Origin of the sequence: Cycloclasticus pugetii PS-1 (assembly GCF_000384415.1) — a bacterium.
Lineage (GTDB): Bacteria > Pseudomonadota > Gammaproteobacteria > Methylococcales > Cycloclasticaceae > Cycloclasticus > Cycloclasticus pugetii.
Window position 1 is genome coordinate 1,975,299 of record NZ_ARVU01000001.1, and the last position, 20,237, is coordinate 1,995,535.

Below are 20,237 nucleotides of genomic sequence, written 5' to 3' on the forward strand. Positions count from 1 at the left end.
GCCGTTTATTTTGGCTGAATAGCGCCAAGACTTTCGACTGCTAAATAGTCATGTACGATACGCGGTGGCTCAGCGCTATCGGGTTTAGTAATAGCGACGATGTATTGAATGCCAAATGTATCGGCTGCCTTCAACACACTTAAACTATCATCCACCATCACGGTTTTAGATTTATCAAACTGCTCCAGCTGATGAAAAGCATGCCAAAAACTTTGCTGCTCTTTGGGGTAACCAAAATCATGCGCAGAAACAATCGCATCAAAAAACTCTACCAAACCTGTTTTTTGCATTTTTAGGTTTAAACTCTCTGCATGTGCATTTGTTACCAACACACAGCGTTTACCCGATGCTTTTATAGCTCCTAAAAAATCGCGTGTATGCGGCAATTCTTTAATATGTTCCTGTGTTTCAACTTTTAGCTTAACAATATCAATACCTAATGCCTCGCTCCAATAATCTAAGCAATACCAATTTAACAAGCCTTCTTGGGCTTTAAAAAGAGGCTCTAGCTGTTTAATTGCTTCATCAAATGAAATACCTTCCTTATTAGCAAAATAATCAGGCACAACACGTTGCCAAAAATGGTTGTCGAACCGTAGATCCAACAAAGTACCATCCATATCCAATAAAACAGTTTCTATATCCGACCAATTAATCATCTGGTAACCTAACCTTTACAACGTTAAACTTTTCGACTTACCTTCAAAAGGCATACCGGTATGTTAAACCATTTCAGCAAACGCTTATCCCTTTTCCTAATAAGTGGTTTATTGCTTACCATCAATGCCTCTCAACATTCCCCCACCCATGCTATTTAAGCGCTAACAAACAGATACTTACACAATAACTCAACTCACTTATGAACAAAGCTAAACGCCTAGAAATATTCGAGCGACTCGCTCAAGCTATCCCTGAACCTGAAACCGAACTTAATTACAGCTCACCTTTTGAGCTTTTAATTGCAGTTATCCTTTCTGCTCAAGCTACCGACAAGGGAGTTAACAAGGCGACCGATAAATTATTCCCTGTTGCCAACACGCCTGAAGCTATTTTTGCACTCGGTGAAAAAGGACTCAAAGAATATATTAAAACTATCGGGCTTTTTAACACCAAAGGCAGCAACGTTATCAAAACCTGTAAAATGTTAATGGAACAACATAATAGCCAAGTCCCTCAAACTCGCGAGGAACTTGAAGCCTTACCGGGCGTTGGGCGAAAAACGGCAAACGTTGTTCTAAACACTGCCTTTGGTGTTCCGACTATCGCTGTTGATACGCATATCTTTAGGGTCAGTAATCGCACTAAAATTGCCACCGGTAAAAATGTCTTAGAGGTTGAAAAGAAACTTGAAAAAAACGTACCAACAGCACACAAGCTTGATGCCCATCATTTACTGATTCTTCATGGTCGATACACGTGTATTGCTCGAAAACCACGCTGCGGTTCATGCGTCATTGAAGATTTATGTGAATTTAAAGACAAAACCATCTATTAGATCATTTTTAAATCAAGCTTATTAATTCTAGTAAAACTAAAACAAGCTGTAAGTTTTTTAAACTTTGCTTGGTCTATTAAAGCGCATATAGTAAACCGGCTTACTCTTGTCGGTACTGCAGACAAACGCACTGAAATAAACAGTGACCCGAGAATAAAAAAACAACAGGATATTCTTATGAAAAACCCTACAAAAAAACCAATCATCACCGCGTTAGGGGCTGCCTTTGTCACCTCAATGGCATTTACTCCAGTCGTAAACGCAGACACAAACCCATTTGGCGCAACTGAATTAAAAACTGGCTACATGGTGCTTGCCGAAGGTAAATGCGGTGAAGGCAAATGCGGTGAAGGTAAATGTGGTACTGAAAAAGCTGCTGACAAAGTAAAAGAAGCAAAATGCGGTGAAGGTAAATGTGGCGCTGAAAAAGCTGCTGACAAAGTAAAAGAAGCAAAATGCGGTGAAGGTAAATGTGGCGCTGAAAAAGCTGCTAACAAAGCAAAAGAAGGTAAATGTGGCTCTAAGAAGTAACGCTAGCTAGCAATGATTAATACCTTTCCCGTTCATGGAGTTGGGCTTGGATTAAGGCGGGCCTTTATAGGCCCGCTAGTTGAAAAGCCGCCTAGCAATATAGATTTTTATGAAATCGCTCCTGAAAACTGGATAAAAATCGGTGGTCGATATGGTAAGCAGTTACGCGCCTTAACCGAACAGTTTCCTTTTGTAGCACATGGTTTGTCACTCAGCCTAGGTAGCCCAGACCCACTAGACGTTAAGTTCATTCGCGACATTCGAGATTTTATTAAACTACATCAAATTAAGGTTTATACCGAACATCTCAGCTATTGTAGTGATGGCGGTCACCTATACGACCTGATGCCCATCCCGTTTACTCAGCAAGCAGTTGAATACGTAGCTGAGAGGATTCTCCACGTACAAGATATTCTTGGCCAACAAATTGCCATTGAAAATGCCTCTTACTATGCTGCCCCTGGTAAGGAAATGGAAGAAATTGATTTCATTAACGCAGTGATAAAAAAAGCCGATTGCAAGTTACTGGTCGATATTAACAATATATATGTCAACAGCGTAAACCATAAATACAGTGCGGAAGAATTTTTGAAAGCACTACCCGGTGACCGCATAAGCTATGCACATATTGCAGGACACTATAACGAAGCCGACGATATTATTATTGATTCTCACGGTGCTAATGTCATTGATCCTGTCTGGCAATTACTCGATAAAGCTTACGACAATTTTGGCCTATTTCCCACCCTATTGGAGCGTGACTTTAATATTCCACCACTACCTGAGTTACTCGACGAGGTTCACCTTATTCATCAAGCCCAATTAAATTATTCACCCCAATCAGGTCAAAAACGTGTCGCAAAATAACGCGCCTTCTTTCATGCAAACTCAACATGCATTCACCCGCTATATTCGTGACCCAAAAAATGCGCCAAAACCGAGTGATATTGAAGAACGACGCATAAATATATACCGCGACCTTCTGTTCACCAATATTGCCAGCGCGCTTAGTGATGGATTCCCGGTTGTTAAGACTATTTGCTCTGAACAACAATGGGAAAATATCTGTAGAGATTTTTATCATCGTCACCCAAGTCAAAGCCCCTACTTTTCTGACATTCCCCAAGAGTTTATCCACTATTTAGAGCACGAACGCACAAGTAATTCAGACGCCATTGATGATACTCCATTCCTACTAGAGCTAGCTCATTATGAATGGCTTGAGTTTATCGTTTCCATTACTGACGATGAAGCCTACCCTCCCATTAGCGACCCTTTCAATCAAGCTTTAACCGTTGCGCCAACAGCCTTAGTTGCTGCCTATACCTACCCCGTACATAAAATTTCGCCTGACTTTTTACCCGCCGAACCACCCGATCAGCCAACATACCTAGCCGTTTACCGCAATATTGAGCACACAATATGCTTTTTAGAAATAACACCAACAACACATGCCTTGCTTATCGCATTAGCCGACAACACAAGCCAATTAACCAAAGACATTTTGTCAACATTAGCTAAAAACCTTCAACACCCAGACCCTAGCGTTGTTATACAAGGAGGGCTATCCATAATTAATGACTTTATTCATCGTGGTATCGTCGTTTCTGCCCCTAATTAATTTAACCCTCAGCACTTAAAACGAGCTTGCGATAGCCGCCTGAGCTATTTTCAAAACTTTTTAACCCGCTAATGCCTGCTTTTTTTAAGTCCTTCATCTTTATTGCTTATAATGTTCCGTTATTCAAATAAACCACCCATTGATATGAGCAACTCTTCTCTTTTTGATCAAGCACAACAATCTATTCCTGGCGGGGTTAACTCACCGGTTCGCGCCTTTAAAGGTGTCGGTGGAGACCCTGTTTTTATCGACCATGCAAAGGGCGCATACCTTGTTGATACTAACAATAAACAATATATCGACTATGTTGGTTCCTGGGGCCCTATGATCTTAGGCCATAGCCACCCCGATGTTGTTAAAGCCGTCCAAACAGCGGCCGAAAAAGGGCTTAGTTTTGGTGCACCCACCATTATTGAAACCACGATGGCAGAAAAAGTGTGCCAACTAGTACCATCCATTGAAAAAGTACGCATGGTCAGCTCCGGAACAGAAGCCACCATGAGTGCTATACGTTTAGCTCGTGGTTACACAGGCCGTGACAATATCATTAAATTTGAAGGCTGTTACCACGGTCACTCCGATTCATTATTGGTAAAAGCCGGTTCTGGCGCACTCACTTTTGGCGTTCCCAGCTCACCGGGTGTACCAGCCTCACTGGCCGACCACACCCTAACGCTTCCCTATAATGATGCTGAAGCGGTCTCGCAATTATTAAAAACCAACGGCAATGACATCGCCTGTATTATCGTCGAACCAGTCGCTGGCAATATGAACTGCATACCTCCAGAAACCGGCTTCCTTGAGTGCTTACGAACATTATGTGACCAATACGGCATTGTGCTGATTTTTGATGAAGTGATGAGTGGCTTTCGCGTCGCGCTTGGTGGCGCACAACAAGTGTATGGCGTAACGCCCGATTTAACCACACTAGGCAAAGTCATTGGGGGTGGTATGCCTGTCGGTGCTTTTGGCGGCCGCGCTAAAATCATGGCTGAACTTGCACCTGATGGCCCTGTCTACCAAGCTGGCACCCTATCAGGCAACCCCCTAGCTATGTCTGCTGGGCTCGCAACACTTGAGCTTATTAGCCAACCTGATTTTTACCACCAACTATCACTCCGTACCACGCAGTTATTGGATGGTCTAAACAACATTGCTAAAGAAGCCAACATCCCTTTTTCTACCAACCAAGTGGGCGGTATGTTTGGCCTATTTTTCTCTGAGCACAAAAATATTCGCCGCTTTAGCCAAGTCATGGCATGCGACCAGGCACGCTTCAAACAATTCTTTCACCTTATGTTAGAACAAGGGATCTACCTCGCCCCTTCTGCCTTTGAAGCTGGGTTTGTCTCTGCTGCGCATAGTGAACAAGATATTAACGACACACTTCATGCTGCCAAGGTCGCCTTTGAGAAATTAACATGATTGACACATTAAAACCTGGCCAAACCTATAAACTCACCCAATACGAAAAACTAGGTGGTGAAACAGGTATTCGTCAACTTGTTAAGTACTTTTACGAGGCCATGGACAACACCACTGACGTTAAAACAATTCGTGACATGCATGCGGCAGATTTAACGGAGGCTGAAGACAAATTATTTCTTTTTTTAAGCGGGTGGCTCGGCGGCCCTTCGTTGTATATTGAAAAATATGGTCACCCACGATTACGAGCGCGCCACTTACCTTTTTCCATTGGCATTAAAGAGCGTGATCAATGGTTACACTGCATGGATAAAGCTCTCCACAAAATGAATATCGAAAAAGCCATGCACGATGAATTGATGCAAGCATTCTTTAACACCGCAGATTTTATGCGCAACCAAACTGAGTAACAACTGAACTGAATGTTTGCCGAACTGCTCGACACCTTCACTCAGCTAATTAACCAGCACCCAACCTGGGCAGGCCTTATTGTCTTTCTAGTTGCCATGGTTGAATCACTGGCTATTATTGGGGTGGTTATACCAGGTGTCGCTATTATGTTTGGAGTCGGCACACTTATTAGCAATGGCACATTAGATATGGCTAGCACTGTTATGTGGGCGGCAGCAGGCGCATCATTTGGCGACGGACTAAGCTTTGCATTAGGTAAGCACTACGATAAAAAAATTTACACCATCGCTTGGTTTAAAAACAATCCGGATGTATTAAAAAACGGACACGAATTTTTTGAAAAGTATGGCGCAATTAGTATTTTGATTGGGCGTTTTATTGGCCCTATTCGCGCGATTATTCCACTTATTGCTGGTATTTTAGACATGCCTACTAAGCATTATATTCCTACCAACCTTATTGCGTCGGCTTTATGGGCGCCTGCTTATCTCATACCCGGCTTTTTTTTTGGAAAATCGACGACCCTCATCACCACTAATCTTGAAAATGGATGGCCTTTCATCCTGCTCTTTGCTGTGCTTATCTGGGCTTTTTACAAAATACTCAAACAACGCTAATAAACTGATGGCTTAACCCTGATTAAAACCTAGTTAAACCTGTTAAGTCGTGCTATCAAAAGCCAACCCATTGCTTGTCAGCCTTTATAAAACAACCACATTTCTAAATAATAAATCATCCATCTCTTTTGCTGGCATTGGTTTGTGAAAATAATACCCTTGAAAGACAGAACACCCATGATAGGTTAAAAAGCTCAATTGGCTTTCCTTTTCAACACCCTCGGCGACCACATCCAAGCTCAAACTTTTAGCCATCGCAATAATCGTAGCGGCAATTTCCGCATCCGATTGATCGACGTGCAAATCTCGAACGAATGACTGGTCGACTTTTAATTCACTCAGCGGCAGCTTCTTCAAATACATTAACGACGAATACCCCGTGCCAAAATCATCCATCGAGATTTTAAAGCCGAGATCTGTCAACGCATGCATTTTATCAATAGTCAGGTGTATATCTTTAACAGTAATCCCCTCTGTTATCTCTAACGTCACATAACTTGCAGACATACCTATTTCCTCAAGCAGACTTGTTATTGTCTCGAGAAAATTATCCTGATCAAATTGATACGGGCTGATATTTATCGATAATCTAAAATCTGGAGCGATGTCTGCCTGCTTCCATTTTTTCAATTGCCCGAAGGCTTCTTTTATAACCCACTCACCAATCGGTAAAATAAGACCTGTCATTTCAGCTATTGGTATAAACTCCGACGGGGACACCATTTCTCCATCTTTTTTAAACCAACGTAACAAGGCCTCAGCCCCTAAAATTCGACCAAACTCATCTACCTGCGGTTGATAATATAATTTAAACTCATTAGCACTAAGAGCATGTCTTAAGTCCGTCTCCATTTGCAGCTTAGCATCTGCATCTGTTTGCATTTCAAGCTGGTAAAAACGATAACCATCACGTCCACCTTCTTTAGCACGATACATTGCGGTATCAGCCTGTTTCATTAAACCTTCCGGGGTCGTGGCCATATTTGGGAATGTGGTAATGCCAATACTCGCTGTTAAGTGATAAATTTCACCTTGGATAATGAATTTTTCACTTAAAACATGTCGTAACTTCAACATTAACGAATGAATTTGGTTAATAACCGCCTCTTCAGAATCTTCCAGTTGGCCTGATAAAATAACAAACTCGTCTCCACCCAATCTAGCAATCGTATCCACCCCACGAAAAACATGCTTCAAACTATCGGCTACTTTTTTTAATAGTTCATCCCCAGCTGCATGACCACGTGAATCATTCAGTGTTTTAAAGTTATCTAAGTCAATAAACAGTAATGCACCGTGCCGGTGTTCTCTGATAGCAATATCGAGAATGTACTCCATGTGTTCTGTTAACAGCCGCCTATTCGCAAGGCCTGTTAATTCATCATAATAAGCCAGCTCCTGAGCCACTTTTTTTGATTGCTCAACCTCATTCAACGTTGCATTCATCCGTTGCAATAAACTATTAAAATGCTTGGCCATTTCAGCATACTCACTGCTATCTGCCTTATTGACAAAGATTGTCTTTGCATAAGCCTGCTCAAGTGTAATGTCTTTGATATCCTCCATTAAATCTTGTAGCGGCTTGACGAAAATACTTTGTAACCAGATGGACAAGAGAATAGCCAAAACAAACGCGATAGGAATTGAGATCACAATCAACTCCTTTAGCGCTATTAGAAGCTTTTCAGAACTATCAGTAGAAATGGCATAAGTGACAGCACCCACTTCCTCTTCGCCATACATTACAATACTTTTGTATAACAGTAGGTTGTCGACTGCTTTTATTGTATCCGGCTCAACAAGTTGAATATTTTGATGTGCTTGTGCAGATTTTGAATAATGCAAAATAGTCTGCCCAGAAGCCCCCGCAAGATCGGCATGCTCAATAACAGGAAACTGTTGCCATTTACGCAATAATTCCGCACGCAAGCTTGGCACACCATTCAACACCAAGGCAGCATAATCATTTTCTAAGACCTGAGTGATGGCTTTCAATTCGCTAACTGATTCTTTAGCATACTCAGCCTTTTCATGTTGATAGGCAAACACAGAATAAAAAACAATCAGTGCTGACGCCATCACCATCATTAACAAGATAAATTGATACCTGACAGGGAGATAAGAAAGCTTCACTGTATTTAACAAGCTTATCCCCTTTAATTAATTGCTTTTTGTAGTAAGCCGACAGAAAACTGCTGCCACTCAAAAAAGGGGGCCAGATTGGTGCGCACAGGTACAGCTATTAGGCAACGACCCACATGATTAACAACCGGCCACCTAGCCTTGCTCTCATAAGTGGCCACCATCTCAATATGCCACGCTTTCATCTTGTGTGTGCAACTCACCAATGGTTTTAGAGCTTGAGCAAGTATCCAAGCATAAATATTGCCCCTGAAAAAATCTATCCAAGCCAAACAACGAGCTAGATGTTCTCGATCGCTCATTGCCTTCATTACTCCTTATTTTTACACACATACCCAAACGACCCGGTCATAAAATCTTTTAACCTTTAAAATATAGCAGATAAAAGCTCTTCTACAAGTCAATAAACAAAGGCAATTCAATGAGCCGATAACAAACCCAAAATCACCTCTAATCGCTCGGTAGGGTTGTCTATTTCAAGCAATCGTTGGCGCATAATATTTTCCATTGGAAATACTTCTGTTAGGCGGCAACTCACCCAGTTTGCATCTTTAAACCTCGATTCATCCAATGGGCTATTCGGTTGATGCTTTTTAAGTATTCTTTTTAACATCGTGATTAACTCAGAGCATTCAGCAGGAATCGTTGCGCCCACAGGTTCCTCTAAAATTTTAATACTAGCTGTTCTTAACTGTTGATCAGACACTTGGCTATCTACTATGCTGAATCGCTGACAACCTAATGCCTCAATTTGCAGCACGCCATCGGCTGACTGATCCCAATTGATGATTTTAGCTAATGTGCCTATTGCATAACACTTGGCTGCATCACCCACCTCATGACCATCTTCAATCATATTAACGCCAAAAGGCATATTTTGTTTTAAACAACGGCTCACCATATCGAGGTATCGCGTTTCAAAAATTCTTAGCGACAAAACCCCTTCTGGAAAAAGGGCTACGGATAATGGAAAAATAGGGACATTGTTTGTTGAAATTTGCATGGCCGTGTTACGAATTTAATCTGTCTTCAATTATTTGATGAATACCGCTAAAACTACCATTGCTCATAAATAACACATGGTCATTTGATTGCACAACACTAACGGTGGCTGCCACTAAATCATCAATGGTTTTAAAAAGCCTAATATTGGGATAATTACCCATCTCCATTTGCCAGTCCATCTCATCCGGCATAAAAACAAAAGCAAGGTCTGCTTGCTCTAACGAGGGTAACAAGGTCTCTTTATGCACGCCCATTTTCATAGTGTTGGATCGTGGTTCAAGCACCGCTATTATCCGTTGATCTGCAACCTTTCCTCGCAAACCCGCCAAGGTGCTAGCAATGGCCGTTGGGTGATGGGCAAAATCATCGTACAAGGTAATATTATTTACAACCGCTCGAACTTCCATTCGACGTTTAACGTTTTGGAATCGCGCCAGCGCTTTAATTGCGGTGGCCGGCTTAACACCCACATGAGCTGCCCCTGCAATAGCAGCTAAGGCATTTGATACATTGTGTTGCCCGCTTAAGCTCCAACACACACGCCCCATAAAATCACCTTGATAATACACATCAAACTCGCCTTCACCTGCGTCAAGGTTATCGGCAAACCAAGTCGCTTTAGCTGATGACTGTTTAGCAAATTTTTCTACCGGAGACCAGCAACCTTGTATGAGCACCTCGTCTAAGTTTTCATCACCGGAAGGGGAAATCAACAGCCCATTGTTTGGCACCGTTCTTACCAAATGATGAAACTGGCGTTTTATCGCACCAAGGTCATCAAAAATATCAGCATGGTCAAACTCAAGGTTATTTAAAATACAGGTCTTTGGCCGGTAATGTACAAACTTCGAACGTTTATCAAAAAAGGCCGTGTCATATTCATCCGCTTCAATCACAAAGTAATCAGATTCTCCCAACTTAGCAGATATAGCAAAATTTAGCGGCACACCACCTATTAAAAAACCTGGTTTTAAACCAGCATCCTCTAAGATCCACGCTAACATCGAACTGGTTGTCGTTTTGCCATGCGTGCCAGCGACAGCTAACACCCAATGATGTTGCAATACATGTTCGGCCAACCATTGTGCACCTGATGTGTAAGGCAGATTTAGGTTCAACACCGCTTCAACCTCTTCATTGCCTCGCGACAGTGCATTACCTATCACAACAATATCTGGCTTTACCCTTAAGTTATCAGCACTATAACCCTGCATCAACTCAATCCCTTCGGCTTCAAGCTGAGTACTCATGGGTGGGTAAACACCAGCATCTGAACCAGTAACGGTATGGCCTAAACGTTTCGCCATAACGGCAAGCCCGCCCATAAAGGTGCCACAAATACCTAAAATATGTACTCTCAATTCACGTTTTCCTAGATAATATCGCTGAAGACCATCTTACTTCAGATACTGTTTATATTTGAAGGTAAAGGCCAATTTATTATGAACAACCACCCACATTGGGCAAACGCTATTATTTATAAAAACCATGAGTGATATAAAACGTCAAAAGATTCAAGTCGATGTAGACACTACTTACATCGCCTCTTCATCTGAACCAGAAGCAGCACGTTACGTCTTTGCGTATTCTATAACAATTAAAAATACCGGTAATATTGAGGCACAACTCTTGAGCCGTCATTGGATTATCACTGATGCTAATGGCAAAGTTCAAGAAGTGCATGGCGAAGGCGTCGTTGGCGAAAAGCCTCACCTACAACCAGGCGAGTCTTTTCAATATACTAGCGGTGCGGTTATTGAAACATCGGTAGGTGCGATGCAAGGCAGTTATCATCTACAAGATGCTGATGGCGAAAAGTTCACCGCTACCATTGCGCCCTTTTCTTTATCCACTCCAAGAACCTTGCACTAAGGCGCTGTTATGACAACCTACGCCATCGGTGATGTTCAAGGTTGTTATGATTCTCTTCGCCGGCTATTGGATAAAATTCAATTCGATCCTAACAAAGATCAACTATGGTTTGCTGGCGACCTCATCAATCGAGGTCCCAAATCATTAGAAACATTACGTTTTATCATCTCGCTAGGCGACAGCGCCCACAGTGTATTAGGTAATCATGAGTGCCATTTTTTAGCATCCGCACGTGGTCACAAGAAAGCACATCGCACAGATACATTTGCTAATATTTTAGAGGCTCACGATGCCGACCAGCTTATTCACTGGGTTCGGTCGCTTCCATTCTTACATCACGACAAAACACTCGGCTATACAATGATTCACGCAGGCTTGCCTGCCCCATGGACACTTGAAGATGCTAAACGATATGCAAAGGAGCTGGAAGCAGCCTTTCAGAGCGACTTATTCGATCCCTTTTTAGCAAGTATGTACGGTAACAAGCCTACCCACTGGGATAACAGCTTGTCAGGTCATGCACGTTTGCGCTTTATTATTAATTGTTTTACCCGAATGCGTTTTTGCGATGAACAAGGACATTTAGAGTTTAAAGAAAAAGGTTCGCCAGCAGATAGTCCGCCTCACTTAATACCTTGGTTTGAAGTACCTAAGCGGCAAACAGCCCAGGAAAAAATAGTGTTTGGTCACTGGTCAACTTTAGGCCTCAATAAACAAAACAACGCCTTTTGTTTAGACTCTGGCTGTCTTTGGGGTGGCCAATTAAGCGCCATGACACTGGATGGAACTGAGCGCATAATCTCGCTAGATTGTGACGCTTCATTAGAACCTTATTAGATTCGTCGATAGGTTATAAATGAATACGAGTAAGCGTGCTTTTCATCCGCTTCATGCTTAACCTGCTCAACAACCTCCCAATCTTCGGCTTTGATCTCAGGAAAAAAAGCATCTGCTTCAAAATCTTGATGGACCACCGTTAAATATAATGTCTCTGTCACCGGTAACATTTGCTCATAAAAACTTGCGCCACCAATGACCATCACATCATCAAATTCTTCCGTCGCTTCTAACGCTGCTGTAATTGAATGAACAATGACAATACCCTCAGCCGTAAAGTTATTATCACGGGTAATAACAATGTTTTTTCTGCCCGGTAATGCCTTTCCTATCGATTCAAACGTCTTACGCCCCATTAAAATAGGCTTCCCCATGGTGACCGACTTAAAATGCTGAAAATCTTTAGGTAAGTGCCAAAGCAGCTCATTATTTTTCCCAATGGCTCTGTTTTCAGCCATTGCAACAATCATAGAAATCATTAAATCGCGACCGGTGCTTTAATCCCGGCATGGGATTGATAACCAATGATCTCAAAATCTTCATACCGATAATCAAATAATGAGGCGGGCTTTCTTGCTATCTGTAATTGAGGCAACGCTAAAGTATCACGTGATAGCTGTAAATTTGCTTGTTCAAAATGGTTGCTGTAGAGATGCACATCTCCCCCTGTCCAAACAAAGTCACCAACCTCTAAGTTTGCTTGCTGAGCAACCATATGGGTTAACAAGGCATAGCTGGCTATATTGAACGGCACCCCTAAAAAGAAATCAGCTGAGCGCTGGTACAACTGACACGACAGTTTCCCATTAGCGACATAAAACTGAAACAATAAATGGCATGGTGGTAAGGCCATATCCGGTATCTGCCCCACGTTCCATGCACTCACTATCATTCGGCGAGAGTCGGGGGTGTTTTTAATTTGCGCCAACACCTCACTGATTTGGTCAATATTCTCGCCAGAAGGAGTTGGCCAAGAACGCCACTGGTGACCATAAACTGGGCCTAAATCGCCCTTATCATCTGCCCATTCATCCCAAATACTCACCCCGTGATCTTTCAAATAGCGTGTATTTGTATCGCCATTTAAAAACCATAACAGTTCATGAATAATAGATCGCAAGTGTAATTTTTTAGTTGTTACCAACGGAAAACCTTTCGATAAGTCAAAGCGCATCTGCCGACCAAACACTGACCGCGTTCCAGTTCCCGTTCTATCTTCTTTATCTGTCCCGTTATCGAGGATATCTTGCATTAACTCTAAATATTGTTTCATTAACTTAGCCTTTTTGTTTTGCTTTCAGCATTAAGACGGCTCCTAACAGCAACATTGGCAAGGTCAAAATTTGCCCCATGGTTAGCCAACCAAATGCTAAGTAGCCTAAATGCGCATCGGGCAGCCGGACAAACTCAACCGCAAACCTAAAGGCACCGTAACCGATTAAAAACAGGCCCGACACGCTCATCCTTGCTCTTGGTTTGCTTGAATAAATCCATAAAATAAAAAATAGCACAAAGCCTTCTAGTACCGACTCATACAATTGTGAAGGGTGCCTAGGCATATTACCTAACCCTGGCACTAGCATACCTAGCGCAAAATCAGTCGGTTTACCCCACAGCTCACCATTAATAAAATTACCAATTCGTCCCGCCCCTAAACCAATCGGTACCAAAGGGGCAATAAAGTCAGTCACTTCAAAAAAGTGATGCTGGTATTTTTTGCCAAACAGGTACATGGCAACAAGCACACCCAATAACCCCCCGTGAAAAGACATACCGCCTTGCCATATTTTTAACAAAATAACAGGGTTATCGATAAAAGCAGGGAAGTTATAAAATAACACATAGCCAATACGGCCACCCAATACCACACCCATCGCCGCGTAAAAAATAAGGTCATCAATTTGCTGAACACTCCAGCCCACCTTTTTAGCCCTATACCGACCTAACAACCATGCCCCCACAAACCCAACAAGATACATGAGGCCGTACCAGTGAACAGCCAATGGCCCGAGGTTGATCGCAACGGGGTCTATTTGAGGGTATACCAACATATTATTTAATCCTTAAAGGGAGTAAATATTTTAGCGTGTGCACGCCAAGACATGCATCTTTTATTTAACGCAACCTGATTAACAAAAGTTATCGATATTTTTAACATTTTTCTCATGTTAAATAAGACATGAAATCTAACAACAAAAATAACTATTGTGGCTACTCGAACAACTGACTAATATAAGAAATATAAAATAAGCATGATGAAAGGATTTACTGTACAAAGAAATGCCGTTGGTATGGTGATTAGCATCATCATTCGCACGGCTTGTAGTTAAGGACCCTTTGATCATTTTTAGCTGACAGGATTATACCATCCACAGATGAATTACTTCTTCTCGTCACTATTCAAGAAGCTGTCAGCGAAGTACCTGCTGCGGTCATTAAATACGTTAGTTTTTATTTAAACGGTGGTCGATTTTATAATTATTGCTTTCACTATTTTCATGGTTGTGAAGGCTATTAACTCAACAAAAATAAACGGTGCTTATCAATGTTGAATGAATCTAACTTGTTAATTGGCGGCAACCTTACTGATCAAATAAAATTGAACCCTAAAATGGGCAATCGACACGGGTTGATTGCGGGGGCTACAGGCACTGGAAAAACCGTGACACTTCAGGTGTTAGCTGAAGGGTTCTCCAAGCTTGGTGTCCCTGTCTTTATGGCTGATATTAAAGGGGACTTATCTGGACTTGCTAACGCCGCATCAGCACACCCAAAAATCGAAGAGCGTATTAAGAAAATCAAAATAACAGATTATCAATCGCAAGCTTCACCAGTAGTTTTTTGGGATGTTTATGGAAAACTTGGTCACCCATTACGCACAACTGTCAGCGATATGGGCCCGCTACTTCTATCTAACTTACTCGAATTAAATGATACTCAAACGGGTGTCTTATACGCCTGCTTCAAAATTGCAGATGATAACGGATTATTGTTACTCGATTTCAACGACCTTAGATCAATGCTGACATGGGTGAGCAATAACACCAAAGAACTAAAAGGCGAGTATGGCAATATCACCTCCTCCAGCATTGGCGCAATACAGCGTGATCTACTCATTTTACAACAACAAGGAGTAGAAAATTTTTTAGGTGAACCAGCCTTAAGGCTTGAGGATTTAATGCGTATTGACTGGTCAGGTCGAGGATTCATCAATGTGATGGATGTAACGCAACTCATGCACAAGTCACCTCGTTTATACGCCACTATTTTATTATGGTTACTGTCTGAATTATTCGAAAACTTACCGGAAGTCGGTGATGCAGATAAACCAAAGTTTGTTATGTTCTTTGATGAAGCGCATTTGCTCTTTGACGATGCACCGGAAGCACTAACCGACAAAATCGAACAAATTGTAAGACTCATCCGGTCGAAAGGTGTTGGCGTCTATTTTATCAGCCAAAGTCCTATGGATATTCCGGAAAATGTCTTAGGGCAATTAGGCTTACGTATACAACATGCCTTACGAGCATTTACACCTAAGGACCAAAAAGCTATCAAACTGGTGGCTCAAACGTTTCGGCAAAACCCAAACATTAATATTGCAACATGCATTGCTGAGCTAGGTATTGGCGAAGCCTTAGTCTCCACACTTGACGAAAACGGTAGCCCTACACAGGTTGAGCGAACGCTCATTCGCCCACCTGAATCACAAATTGGCCCGATAAAGATGAAAGAACGCGCAGAAAAACTTGACCGTTCTCCTGTATCCGGAAAGTATGACACGCCTATTGATCGAGAATCCGCTCATGAGCTCTTAAAAATAAGAGCAGAAGAAGCAGAAAAACGTGCGCTCGATATTGAAGAAGAAAAAGCCAGAAAAAAACCCACTCGTAAGAAACCTCAACGCTCTACCAATAACCCAATGGACGCCATGATAAAAAGCGCCGCCCGAGCCATTGGAACTAAAATTGGCGGTAAACTCATACGCGGTCTCCTAGGTTCATTACTAAAGTAGTTTTAAACAAGGACAGATGAGTGTAAAGTTTTTAACGTCGACTCGACAAAACAACATAGGGAGAGAAAGATGACCGCATTATCTGATATAGAAGGAATTGGACCAGCATATGCAGAAAAACTAAGGGACGCCGGTTTAACATCAATTGAGAATTTATTAGAGGTTTGCTGTACAAAAAAAGGACGCAAAGAAATTGCCGAAAAGTCTGGCTTGAGTGAGAAACTTATCCTAGGCTGGGCCAACCGCGCAGATTTAACGCGTATTAAAGGTGTCAGCACACAATATGCAGACTTATTGGAATGCGCTGGCGTTGACACGGTACCAGAACTAAAACAACGAAACGCCGAGAACTTACACGCTAAAATGGCACAGGTGAATGAAGATAAAAATTTAGTCCGTAAAGTTCCCGCCTTATCACAAGTAGAAAGTTGGGTTGAGCAAGCTAAAGACTTACCTAAAAAAATCACACATTAAAAGCTTCCAGCACCCTATATAAAAGCCGTATATATCGTTAATGCTATGTACGGCTTTTTTTTACCCCAAAACAATCCTTTGTAAACTTTACATCCATGAGAAAGTATCTTGTTCTAATAATAGCGATCATTATTTTTTTCACCTTCTTTAACAAACAGCATCTACCCCTTGATACACCTCATGACTCAAGCTCTTCTACGTCCACGTATTCAACTGATGCGTTAATAAGCGCTTATAACAATAAACAAAGCGATAAAATTATCACAGCCACAGGCACCGTGAGCAAATTATTAGCCGATGATAACAATGGCAGCAGGCATCAAAAATTTATTGTCCGTATTTCACCCGTATTAACAGTCTTGATTGCGCATAATATTGACCTAGCTCCTCGAGTAAAGGCCTTAAAAAAAGACGACCCTATTACATTTAAGGGAGAATATGAGTGGAATATAAAAGGTGGTGTTATTCACTGGACCCATCATGACCCTAGAGGCATACACCCAGCCGGATGGATCAAATATCGTGGTAAAGTTTACCAATAAGATGAAAAATTAGAGAACATTATGAGCAAACCAACAAAAAGCAAAAAGATTCCAACACAAGCAGAACCCTTACTTGGTTCAAATCTAGTCAACGTAGACATTGGTCAAATTCATTCTTGCGCCCTTTCAGAGGATGACACGCCTAACTTACAAGAAAGTAATGAGTTTAGAAGTGCCGGTGTGTTAATGAAAGCCATTGCTGATGAAGCCCTATCTTGGCGACAATCACTTGAAGAAGGCCTACAACCAGCTATTGTGGCCGTTCTACAAGGTGGCATTCAAATTGACGTGTTAAAACTCTCTCAAGTCAGTTTCCACGGTATTAGAATTGAAGGCAAAATGGGCGGGAATAGCTGCGTGATGTTTGCTCACCAATCCAGTGTACAAATGCTCTGCCACGCGATAGAAATAAAAGAAGAGGCGCCCCAACGATCCATCGGTTTTATTTGGCCTGATAAAGAAGTTCACATATAAAAAAAGCGGCATTTAAGCCGCTTTTTTTATACCCTTTTACGCTCTACCCGAGCAACGGCGCAATAACCAAACTTACAATCGCCATTACATTAATCAAGATATTCATTGAAGGGCCTGATGTGTCTTTAAAGGGGTCGCCTACCGTATCACCTACCACTACGGCAGTATGGGTATCAGAACCTTTACCGCCTAAATTTCCTTTTTCAACGTACTTTTTAGCATTATCCCAAGCTCCACCGGCGTTCGCCATCATCAATGCTAACAACACGCAACATAGCAATGCGCCTGATAACATACCGCCTAAGGCTTCAGCGCTTATGAAAAAACCAACTAAAGGAGGCGCACTCACTGCAATCACACCGGGCACAATCATTTTCTTAAGTGCTGCTGTTGTTGCAATATCAACACAACGAGCGGTGTCTGGCTCGGCTGTTCCTTCTAATAAACCATCAATCTCTTTAAATTGGCGACGAATTTCCTTAATCATCTCAAATGCCGCATCACCGACAGCTGTCATCGTCAACGCAGCAATAACAAACGGAATAACCCCACCAATAAATAAACCAATTAATACTTGCGGGTCATTTAACTGCAAGGAAAAATCTGGCACATGTACCGATACTGTTTCTATAAACGCAGTAATAATCGCCAATGCCGCTAATGCTGCTGCACCAATAGCAAAGCCTTTACCTATCGCTGCTGTTGTATTACCCAGTTCATCTAACGAATCTGTGATTTTACGAGTTTCCTCGCCCAAGCCCCCCATTTCAGCAATACCACCGGCATTATCAGCAACGGGGCCATAAGCATCTATGGCCATAGTTATGCCAACAGTCGCCAGCATGCCCACCGCAGCAATACCCACACCGTATAAACCAGCAAAGTGGCTGGAAACTGCAATCACTCCACAAATACTAAATGCTGGGATAGCGACTGATTGCATACCAACAGATAAGCCTGTAATCATCACCGTTGCAGGGCCCGTTTCGCCTGATTTAGCGATATGTTTAACCGGTGCTCCTGCAGTGTAATATTCTGTCACTAAGCCAATTACCATACCACCTACTGCACCGGCCAAAACCGCTACCCAAACATAATTACTCACATCCATCATCAAAATAAGTAGCAAAGCCACAACAATAAATAAAGCAGATGCCCCCATGGTCCCCATACGCAGTGCTTTTTCTGACGACTTGGAAGCGTTGTTTTTAACAATAACAATACCCCCTATTGAGCAAAGTAATCCAATCGAGGCCAATGCCAAGGGTAAAAACATTAAACTGGACTGTGCACCCAGTTCTGACAACAAAACAGCTGACATCGTTGATGCAATCGCAATGGTCGCAATCATAGACCCACAATATGATTCAAAAATATCTGAGCCCATGCCAGCAACATCGCCCACGTTGTCGCCAACATTATCAGCTATCACGCCCGGATTACGCGGATCATCTTCTGGAATACCCGCTTCAATTTTCCCCACCAAATCCGCACCAACATCTGCACTTTTAGTAAAAATACCGCCACCTACACGAGAAAACAGCGCAACAACTGAGGCGCCCATCGCAAAGCCATGTATAGCATGTGAGCTTTCGGGGTCACTGCCAAAAAATAAATACATCAAGCCTAAACCCATTAGGCCAAGAGAGGCTACCGCTAGCCCCATAATTGAACCACCAAAGAAAGCAACTGAAAGAGCTGCTTCGGCGCCATCTGTATGAGCGGCCGTTGTTGTTCTAACATTCGCTTTGGTGGCTGTATTCATACCAATATAACCAGCCGCACCAGAGGCCAACGCGCCCACTAAGAAGCAAAGTGCTGTTGCCCAACCTAAAAATATAAATGTTAAAACAAATAAAGCGGCCGCAAAATTAACCAGCATTTTATATTCGCGCTTCATAAAAACCATTGCGCCTAAATGAATTTGCTCAGCAATTTTTGCGACAACACCCTCACCTTCCGGGTACTTCATTACCAAGCTATATACATATTTCGCTGCATACAAACCAAAACACCCAATAATAGGGGGCAATAAGTGACTCAACTCCATAGTTTTCTCCTGATGATTATTCTATTTCCCGCTGATTAGCTTCATAAAAACATCACGCCCTCTCTTTTTTACTCTGCCTACTGGTATGGTGCAAGCAGAAAGCTTAATTAAATCAAATCCTCCCTGTATAATGCGGCACAACATTCAATCCAACATAAAAACATAGGAAAAAACATGAGCCTTAACCTAGTCCCTTCTGGGGAAGATCTACCCCATGACGTTAACGTTATTATAGAAATACCCTCTCACTCTGATCCTATTAAATATGAAGTCGACAAAGAATCTGGCGCATTATTTGTAGACCGATTTATGGGCACTGCTATGCATTACCCATGTAACTATGGATACGTGCCGCATACACTTTCTGATGATGGTGACCCAGTGGATGTGCTCGTTATTACACCCATTCCTTTGATGAATGGCTCGGTTATTCGCTGTCGTCCTATTGGTGTTTTAAAGATGACTGATGAAGCAGGTGAAGATGCCAAAGTATTGGCTGTGCCTGTATCAAAACTGACACCCTTGTATGATGATGTTAAATCCTATGAAGATATCTCACCGGTTACCTTAAAACAAATCGCTCACTTTTTTGAACACTATAAAGATTTAGAAGCGAATAAATGGGTAAAAGTTGAAGGATGGGAAGGTGTTGATGGTGCCGCCAAAGAAATTACAGAAAGTGTTGCTCGTTACAACGCTATAGAAGAAAAGCCTAACTTCTAAACG

At 42.1% G+C, this 20,237-nt stretch carries 23 protein-coding genes; 14 read left to right on the forward strand and 9 right to left on the reverse strand.

Annotation, left to right across the window (positions count from 1 at the left end):
- Positions 1 to 5: 5 nt before the first annotated feature.
- Positions 6 to 659, reverse strand: coding sequence for a GMP/IMP nucleotidase (gene yrfG, locus CYCPU_RS0109655; RefSeq protein WP_015006667.1), 654 nt, complete (start codon positions 657 to 659; stop codon positions 6 to 8).
- A gap of 200 nt (positions 660 to 859) precedes the next feature.
- Here yrfG and nth point away from each other — a divergent pair, with 200 nt between their 5' ends.
- From nth to CYCPU_RS0109695, 7 genes are all read left to right on the forward strand, one after another.
- A complete protein-coding gene (nth, locus tag CYCPU_RS0109660) occupies positions 860 to 1,495 on the forward strand; it encodes an endonuclease III (RefSeq protein WP_015006668.1) in 636 nt (211 codons plus the stop codon).
- A gap of 177 nt (positions 1,496 to 1,672) precedes the next feature.
- Complete coding sequence (locus CYCPU_RS0109665) at positions 1,673 to 2,026, forward strand: HvfA family oxazolone/thioamide-modified RiPP metallophore (protein WP_015006669.1); 354 nt, start codon at positions 1,673 to 1,675, stop codon at positions 2,024 to 2,026.
- Between the two features lie 12 nt (positions 2,027 to 2,038).
- The gene (locus CYCPU_RS0109670; RefSeq protein ID WP_015006670.1) at positions 2,039 to 2,893 is read left to right on the forward strand and encodes an HvfB family MNIO-type RiPP peptide maturase; all 855 of its coding nucleotides are present in this window, start codon (positions 2,039 to 2,041) and stop codon (positions 2,891 to 2,893) included.
- A gap of 13 nt (positions 2,894 to 2,906) precedes the next feature.
- Positions 2,907 to 3,647, forward strand: coding sequence for an HvfC family RiPP maturation protein (locus tag CYCPU_RS0109675; protein ID WP_015006671.1), 741 nt, complete (start codon positions 2,907 to 2,909; stop codon positions 3,645 to 3,647).
- Between the two features lie 144 nt (positions 3,648 to 3,791).
- The gene (gene hemL / locus CYCPU_RS0109685) at positions 3,792 to 5,072 is read left to right on the forward strand and encodes a glutamate-1-semialdehyde 2,1-aminomutase (RefSeq protein WP_016390543.1); all 1,281 of its coding nucleotides are present in this window, start codon (positions 3,792 to 3,794) and stop codon (positions 5,070 to 5,072) included.
- Entirely contained in the window at positions 5,069 to 5,482 is a 414-nt protein-coding gene (locus tag CYCPU_RS0109690; RefSeq protein WP_020162585.1) for a group II truncated hemoglobin, read from the forward strand. Before hemL ends, CYCPU_RS0109690 begins: the two co-directional genes overlap by 4 nt.
- A gap of 12 nt (positions 5,483 to 5,494) precedes the next feature.
- Complete coding sequence (locus CYCPU_RS0109695; RefSeq protein ID WP_020162586.1) at positions 5,495 to 6,100, forward strand: DedA family protein; 606 nt, start codon at positions 5,495 to 5,497, stop codon at positions 6,098 to 6,100.
- Positions 6,101 to 6,184: 84 nt separating this feature from the next.
- Here the strand turns inward: CYCPU_RS0109695 and CYCPU_RS0109700 are convergent, their stop codons facing one another.
- From CYCPU_RS0109700 to mpl, 4 genes are all read right to left on the reverse strand, one after another.
- Entirely contained in the window at positions 6,185 to 8,245 is a 2,061-nt protein-coding gene (locus CYCPU_RS0109700) for a bifunctional diguanylate cyclase/phosphodiesterase (protein ID WP_020162587.1), read from the reverse strand.
- A gap of 11 nt (positions 8,246 to 8,256) precedes the next feature.
- Positions 8,257 to 8,544, reverse strand: coding sequence for a hypothetical protein (locus CYCPU_RS0109705; protein WP_156815278.1), 288 nt, complete (start codon positions 8,542 to 8,544; stop codon positions 8,257 to 8,259).
- A gap of 116 nt (positions 8,545 to 8,660) precedes the next feature.
- The gene (locus CYCPU_RS0109710; RefSeq protein WP_020162589.1) at positions 8,661 to 9,245 is read right to left on the reverse strand and encodes an LON peptidase substrate-binding domain-containing protein; all 585 of its coding nucleotides are present in this window, start codon (positions 9,243 to 9,245) and stop codon (positions 8,661 to 8,663) included.
- 7 nt (positions 9,246 to 9,252) lie between these two features.
- On the reverse strand, positions 9,253 to 10,608 hold the full coding sequence (gene mpl, locus CYCPU_RS0109715; protein ID WP_020162590.1) for a UDP-N-acetylmuramate:L-alanyl-gamma-D-glutamyl-meso-diaminopimelate ligase: 1,356 nt from the start codon (positions 10,606 to 10,608) through the stop codon (positions 9,253 to 9,255).
- 127 nt (positions 10,609 to 10,735) lie between these two features.
- Here mpl and apaG point away from each other — a divergent pair, with 127 nt between their 5' ends.
- Positions 10,736 to 11,119: a Co2+/Mg2+ efflux facilitator ApaG/CorD gene (gene apaG / locus CYCPU_RS0109720; RefSeq protein WP_015006679.1), complete on the forward strand. Its 384-nt coding sequence runs from the start codon at positions 10,736 to 10,738 to the stop codon at positions 11,117 to 11,119.
- A gap of 9 nt (positions 11,120 to 11,128) precedes the next feature.
- Positions 11,129 to 11,956, forward strand: a complete 828-nt coding sequence (locus CYCPU_RS0109725) for a symmetrical bis(5'-nucleosyl)-tetraphosphatase (RefSeq protein ID WP_015006680.1) — start codon at positions 11,129 to 11,131, stop codon at positions 11,954 to 11,956.
- On the opposite strand, the gene CYCPU_RS0109730 is transcribed toward CYCPU_RS0109725, so the two are convergent.
- From CYCPU_RS0109730 to lgt, 3 genes are read right to left on the reverse strand one after another with little or no spacing between them, the layout of a single operon-like run.
- Positions 11,953 to 12,435, reverse strand: coding sequence for a dihydrofolate reductase (locus CYCPU_RS0109730; protein ID WP_020162591.1), 483 nt, complete (start codon positions 12,433 to 12,435; stop codon positions 11,953 to 11,955). The genes CYCPU_RS0109725 and CYCPU_RS0109730 overlap by 4 nt on opposite strands.
- A complete protein-coding gene (thyA, locus tag CYCPU_RS0109735) occupies positions 12,435 to 13,229 on the reverse strand; it encodes a thymidylate synthase (protein WP_020162592.1) in 795 nt (264 codons plus the stop codon). Before thyA ends, CYCPU_RS0109730 begins: the two co-directional genes overlap by 1 nt.
- Before the next feature lie 4 nt (positions 13,230 to 13,233).
- Positions 13,234 to 14,007, reverse strand: coding sequence for a prolipoprotein diacylglyceryl transferase (lgt, locus tag CYCPU_RS0109740; protein ID WP_016390535.1), 774 nt, complete (start codon positions 14,005 to 14,007; stop codon positions 13,234 to 13,236).
- 494 nt (positions 14,008 to 14,501) lie between these two features.
- On the opposite strand from lgt, the gene CYCPU_RS0109745 reads away from it, so the two are divergent.
- The 4 genes from CYCPU_RS0109745 (at position 14,502) to CYCPU_RS0109760 (ending at position 17,461) form a co-directional block, all read left to right on the forward strand.
- Positions 14,502 to 15,971 (forward strand): helicase HerA-like domain-containing protein, encoded by a 1,470-nt coding sequence (locus CYCPU_RS0109745; RefSeq protein ID WP_020162593.1) that lies wholly within the window; start codon positions 14,502 to 14,504, stop codon positions 15,969 to 15,971.
- Positions 15,972 to 16,040: 69 nt separating this feature from the next.
- Positions 16,041 to 16,445 (forward strand): DUF4332 domain-containing protein, encoded by a 405-nt coding sequence (locus CYCPU_RS0109750; protein WP_015006685.1) that lies wholly within the window; start codon positions 16,041 to 16,043, stop codon positions 16,443 to 16,445.
- 95 nt (positions 16,446 to 16,540) lie between these two features.
- On the forward strand, positions 16,541 to 16,987 hold the full coding sequence (locus CYCPU_RS0109755) for a DUF3465 domain-containing protein (protein WP_020162594.1): 447 nt from the start codon (positions 16,541 to 16,543) through the stop codon (positions 16,985 to 16,987).
- A gap of 21 nt (positions 16,988 to 17,008) precedes the next feature.
- A complete protein-coding gene (locus CYCPU_RS0109760) occupies positions 17,009 to 17,461 on the forward strand; it encodes a hypothetical protein (protein ID WP_020162595.1) in 453 nt (150 codons plus the stop codon).
- A gap of 43 nt (positions 17,462 to 17,504) precedes the next feature.
- Here the strand turns inward: CYCPU_RS0109760 and CYCPU_RS0109765 are convergent, their stop codons facing one another.
- A complete protein-coding gene (locus CYCPU_RS0109765) occupies positions 17,505 to 19,511 on the reverse strand; it encodes a sodium-translocating pyrophosphatase (RefSeq protein ID WP_020162596.1) in 2,007 nt (668 codons plus the stop codon).
- A gap of 174 nt (positions 19,512 to 19,685) precedes the next feature.
- Between CYCPU_RS0109765 and ppa the strand changes: the two genes are divergently transcribed.
- Positions 19,686 to 20,234, forward strand: a complete 549-nt coding sequence (gene ppa / locus CYCPU_RS0109770; protein ID WP_015006689.1) for an inorganic diphosphatase — start codon at positions 19,686 to 19,688, stop codon at positions 20,232 to 20,234.
- Positions 20,235 to 20,237 lie beyond the last annotated feature (3 nt).

Excerpts from the sequence above, each read along its gene's own strand:
- CYCPU_RS0109670 (WP_015006670.1), top strand. The coding sequence starts at position 2,039 with ATGATTAATACCTTTCCCGTTCATGGAGTTGGGCTTGGATTAAGGCGG.
- CYCPU_RS0109665 (WP_015006669.1), top strand. The coding sequence starts at position 1,673 with ATGAAAAACCCTACAAAAAAACCAATCATCACCGCGTTAGGGGCTGCC.
- CYCPU_RS0109705 (WP_156815278.1), bottom strand. The coding sequence starts at position 8,544 with ATGAGCGATCGAGAACATCTAGCTCGTTGTTTGGCTTGGATAGATTTT.
- CYCPU_RS0109675 (WP_015006671.1), top strand. The coding sequence starts at position 2,907 with ATGCAAACTCAACATGCATTCACCCGCTATATTCGTGACCCAAAAAAT.
- CYCPU_RS0109730 (WP_020162591.1), bottom strand. The coding sequence starts at position 12,435 with ATGATTTCTATGATTGTTGCAATGGCTGAAAACAGAGCCATTGGGAAA.
- yrfG (WP_015006667.1), bottom strand. The coding sequence starts at position 659 with ATGATTAATTGGTCGGATATAGAAACTGTTTTATTGGATATGGATGGT.
- CYCPU_RS0109755 (WP_020162594.1), top strand. The coding sequence starts at position 16,541 with ATGAGAAAGTATCTTGTTCTAATAATAGCGATCATTATTTTTTTCACC.
- hemL (WP_016390543.1), top strand. The coding sequence starts at position 3,792 with ATGAGCAACTCTTCTCTTTTTGATCAAGCACAACAATCTATTCCTGGC.
- nth (WP_015006668.1), top strand. The coding sequence starts at position 860 with ATGAACAAAGCTAAACGCCTAGAAATATTCGAGCGACTCGCTCAAGCT.
- lgt (WP_016390535.1), bottom strand. The coding sequence starts at position 14,007 with ATGTTGGTATACCCTCAAATAGACCCCGTTGCGATCAACCTCGGGCCA.
- CYCPU_RS0109690 (WP_020162585.1), top strand. The coding sequence starts at position 5,069 with ATGATTGACACATTAAAACCTGGCCAAACCTATAAACTCACCCAATAC.
- apaG (WP_015006679.1), top strand. The coding sequence starts at position 10,736 with ATGAGTGATATAAAACGTCAAAAGATTCAAGTCGATGTAGACACTACT.
- thyA (WP_020162592.1), bottom strand. The coding sequence starts at position 13,229 with ATGAAACAATATTTAGAGTTAATGCAAGATATCCTCGATAACGGGACA.
- ppa (WP_015006689.1), top strand. The coding sequence starts at position 19,686 with ATGAGCCTTAACCTAGTCCCTTCTGGGGAAGATCTACCCCATGACGTT.
- CYCPU_RS0109710 (WP_020162589.1), bottom strand. The coding sequence starts at position 9,245 with ATGCAAATTTCAACAAACAATGTCCCTATTTTTCCATTATCCGTAGCC.
- CYCPU_RS0109760 (WP_020162595.1), top strand. The coding sequence starts at position 17,009 with ATGAGCAAACCAACAAAAAGCAAAAAGATTCCAACACAAGCAGAACCC.
- CYCPU_RS0109765 (WP_020162596.1), bottom strand. The coding sequence starts at position 19,511 with ATGGAGTTGAGTCACTTATTGCCCCCTATTATTGGGTGTTTTGGTTTG.
- CYCPU_RS0109725 (WP_015006680.1), top strand. The coding sequence starts at position 11,129 with ATGACAACCTACGCCATCGGTGATGTTCAAGGTTGTTATGATTCTCTT.
- CYCPU_RS0109745 (WP_020162593.1), top strand. The coding sequence starts at position 14,502 with ATGTTGAATGAATCTAACTTGTTAATTGGCGGCAACCTTACTGATCAA.
- CYCPU_RS0109695 (WP_020162586.1), top strand. The coding sequence starts at position 5,495 with ATGTTTGCCGAACTGCTCGACACCTTCACTCAGCTAATTAACCAGCAC.
- CYCPU_RS0109750 (WP_015006685.1), top strand. The coding sequence starts at position 16,041 with ATGACCGCATTATCTGATATAGAAGGAATTGGACCAGCATATGCAGAA.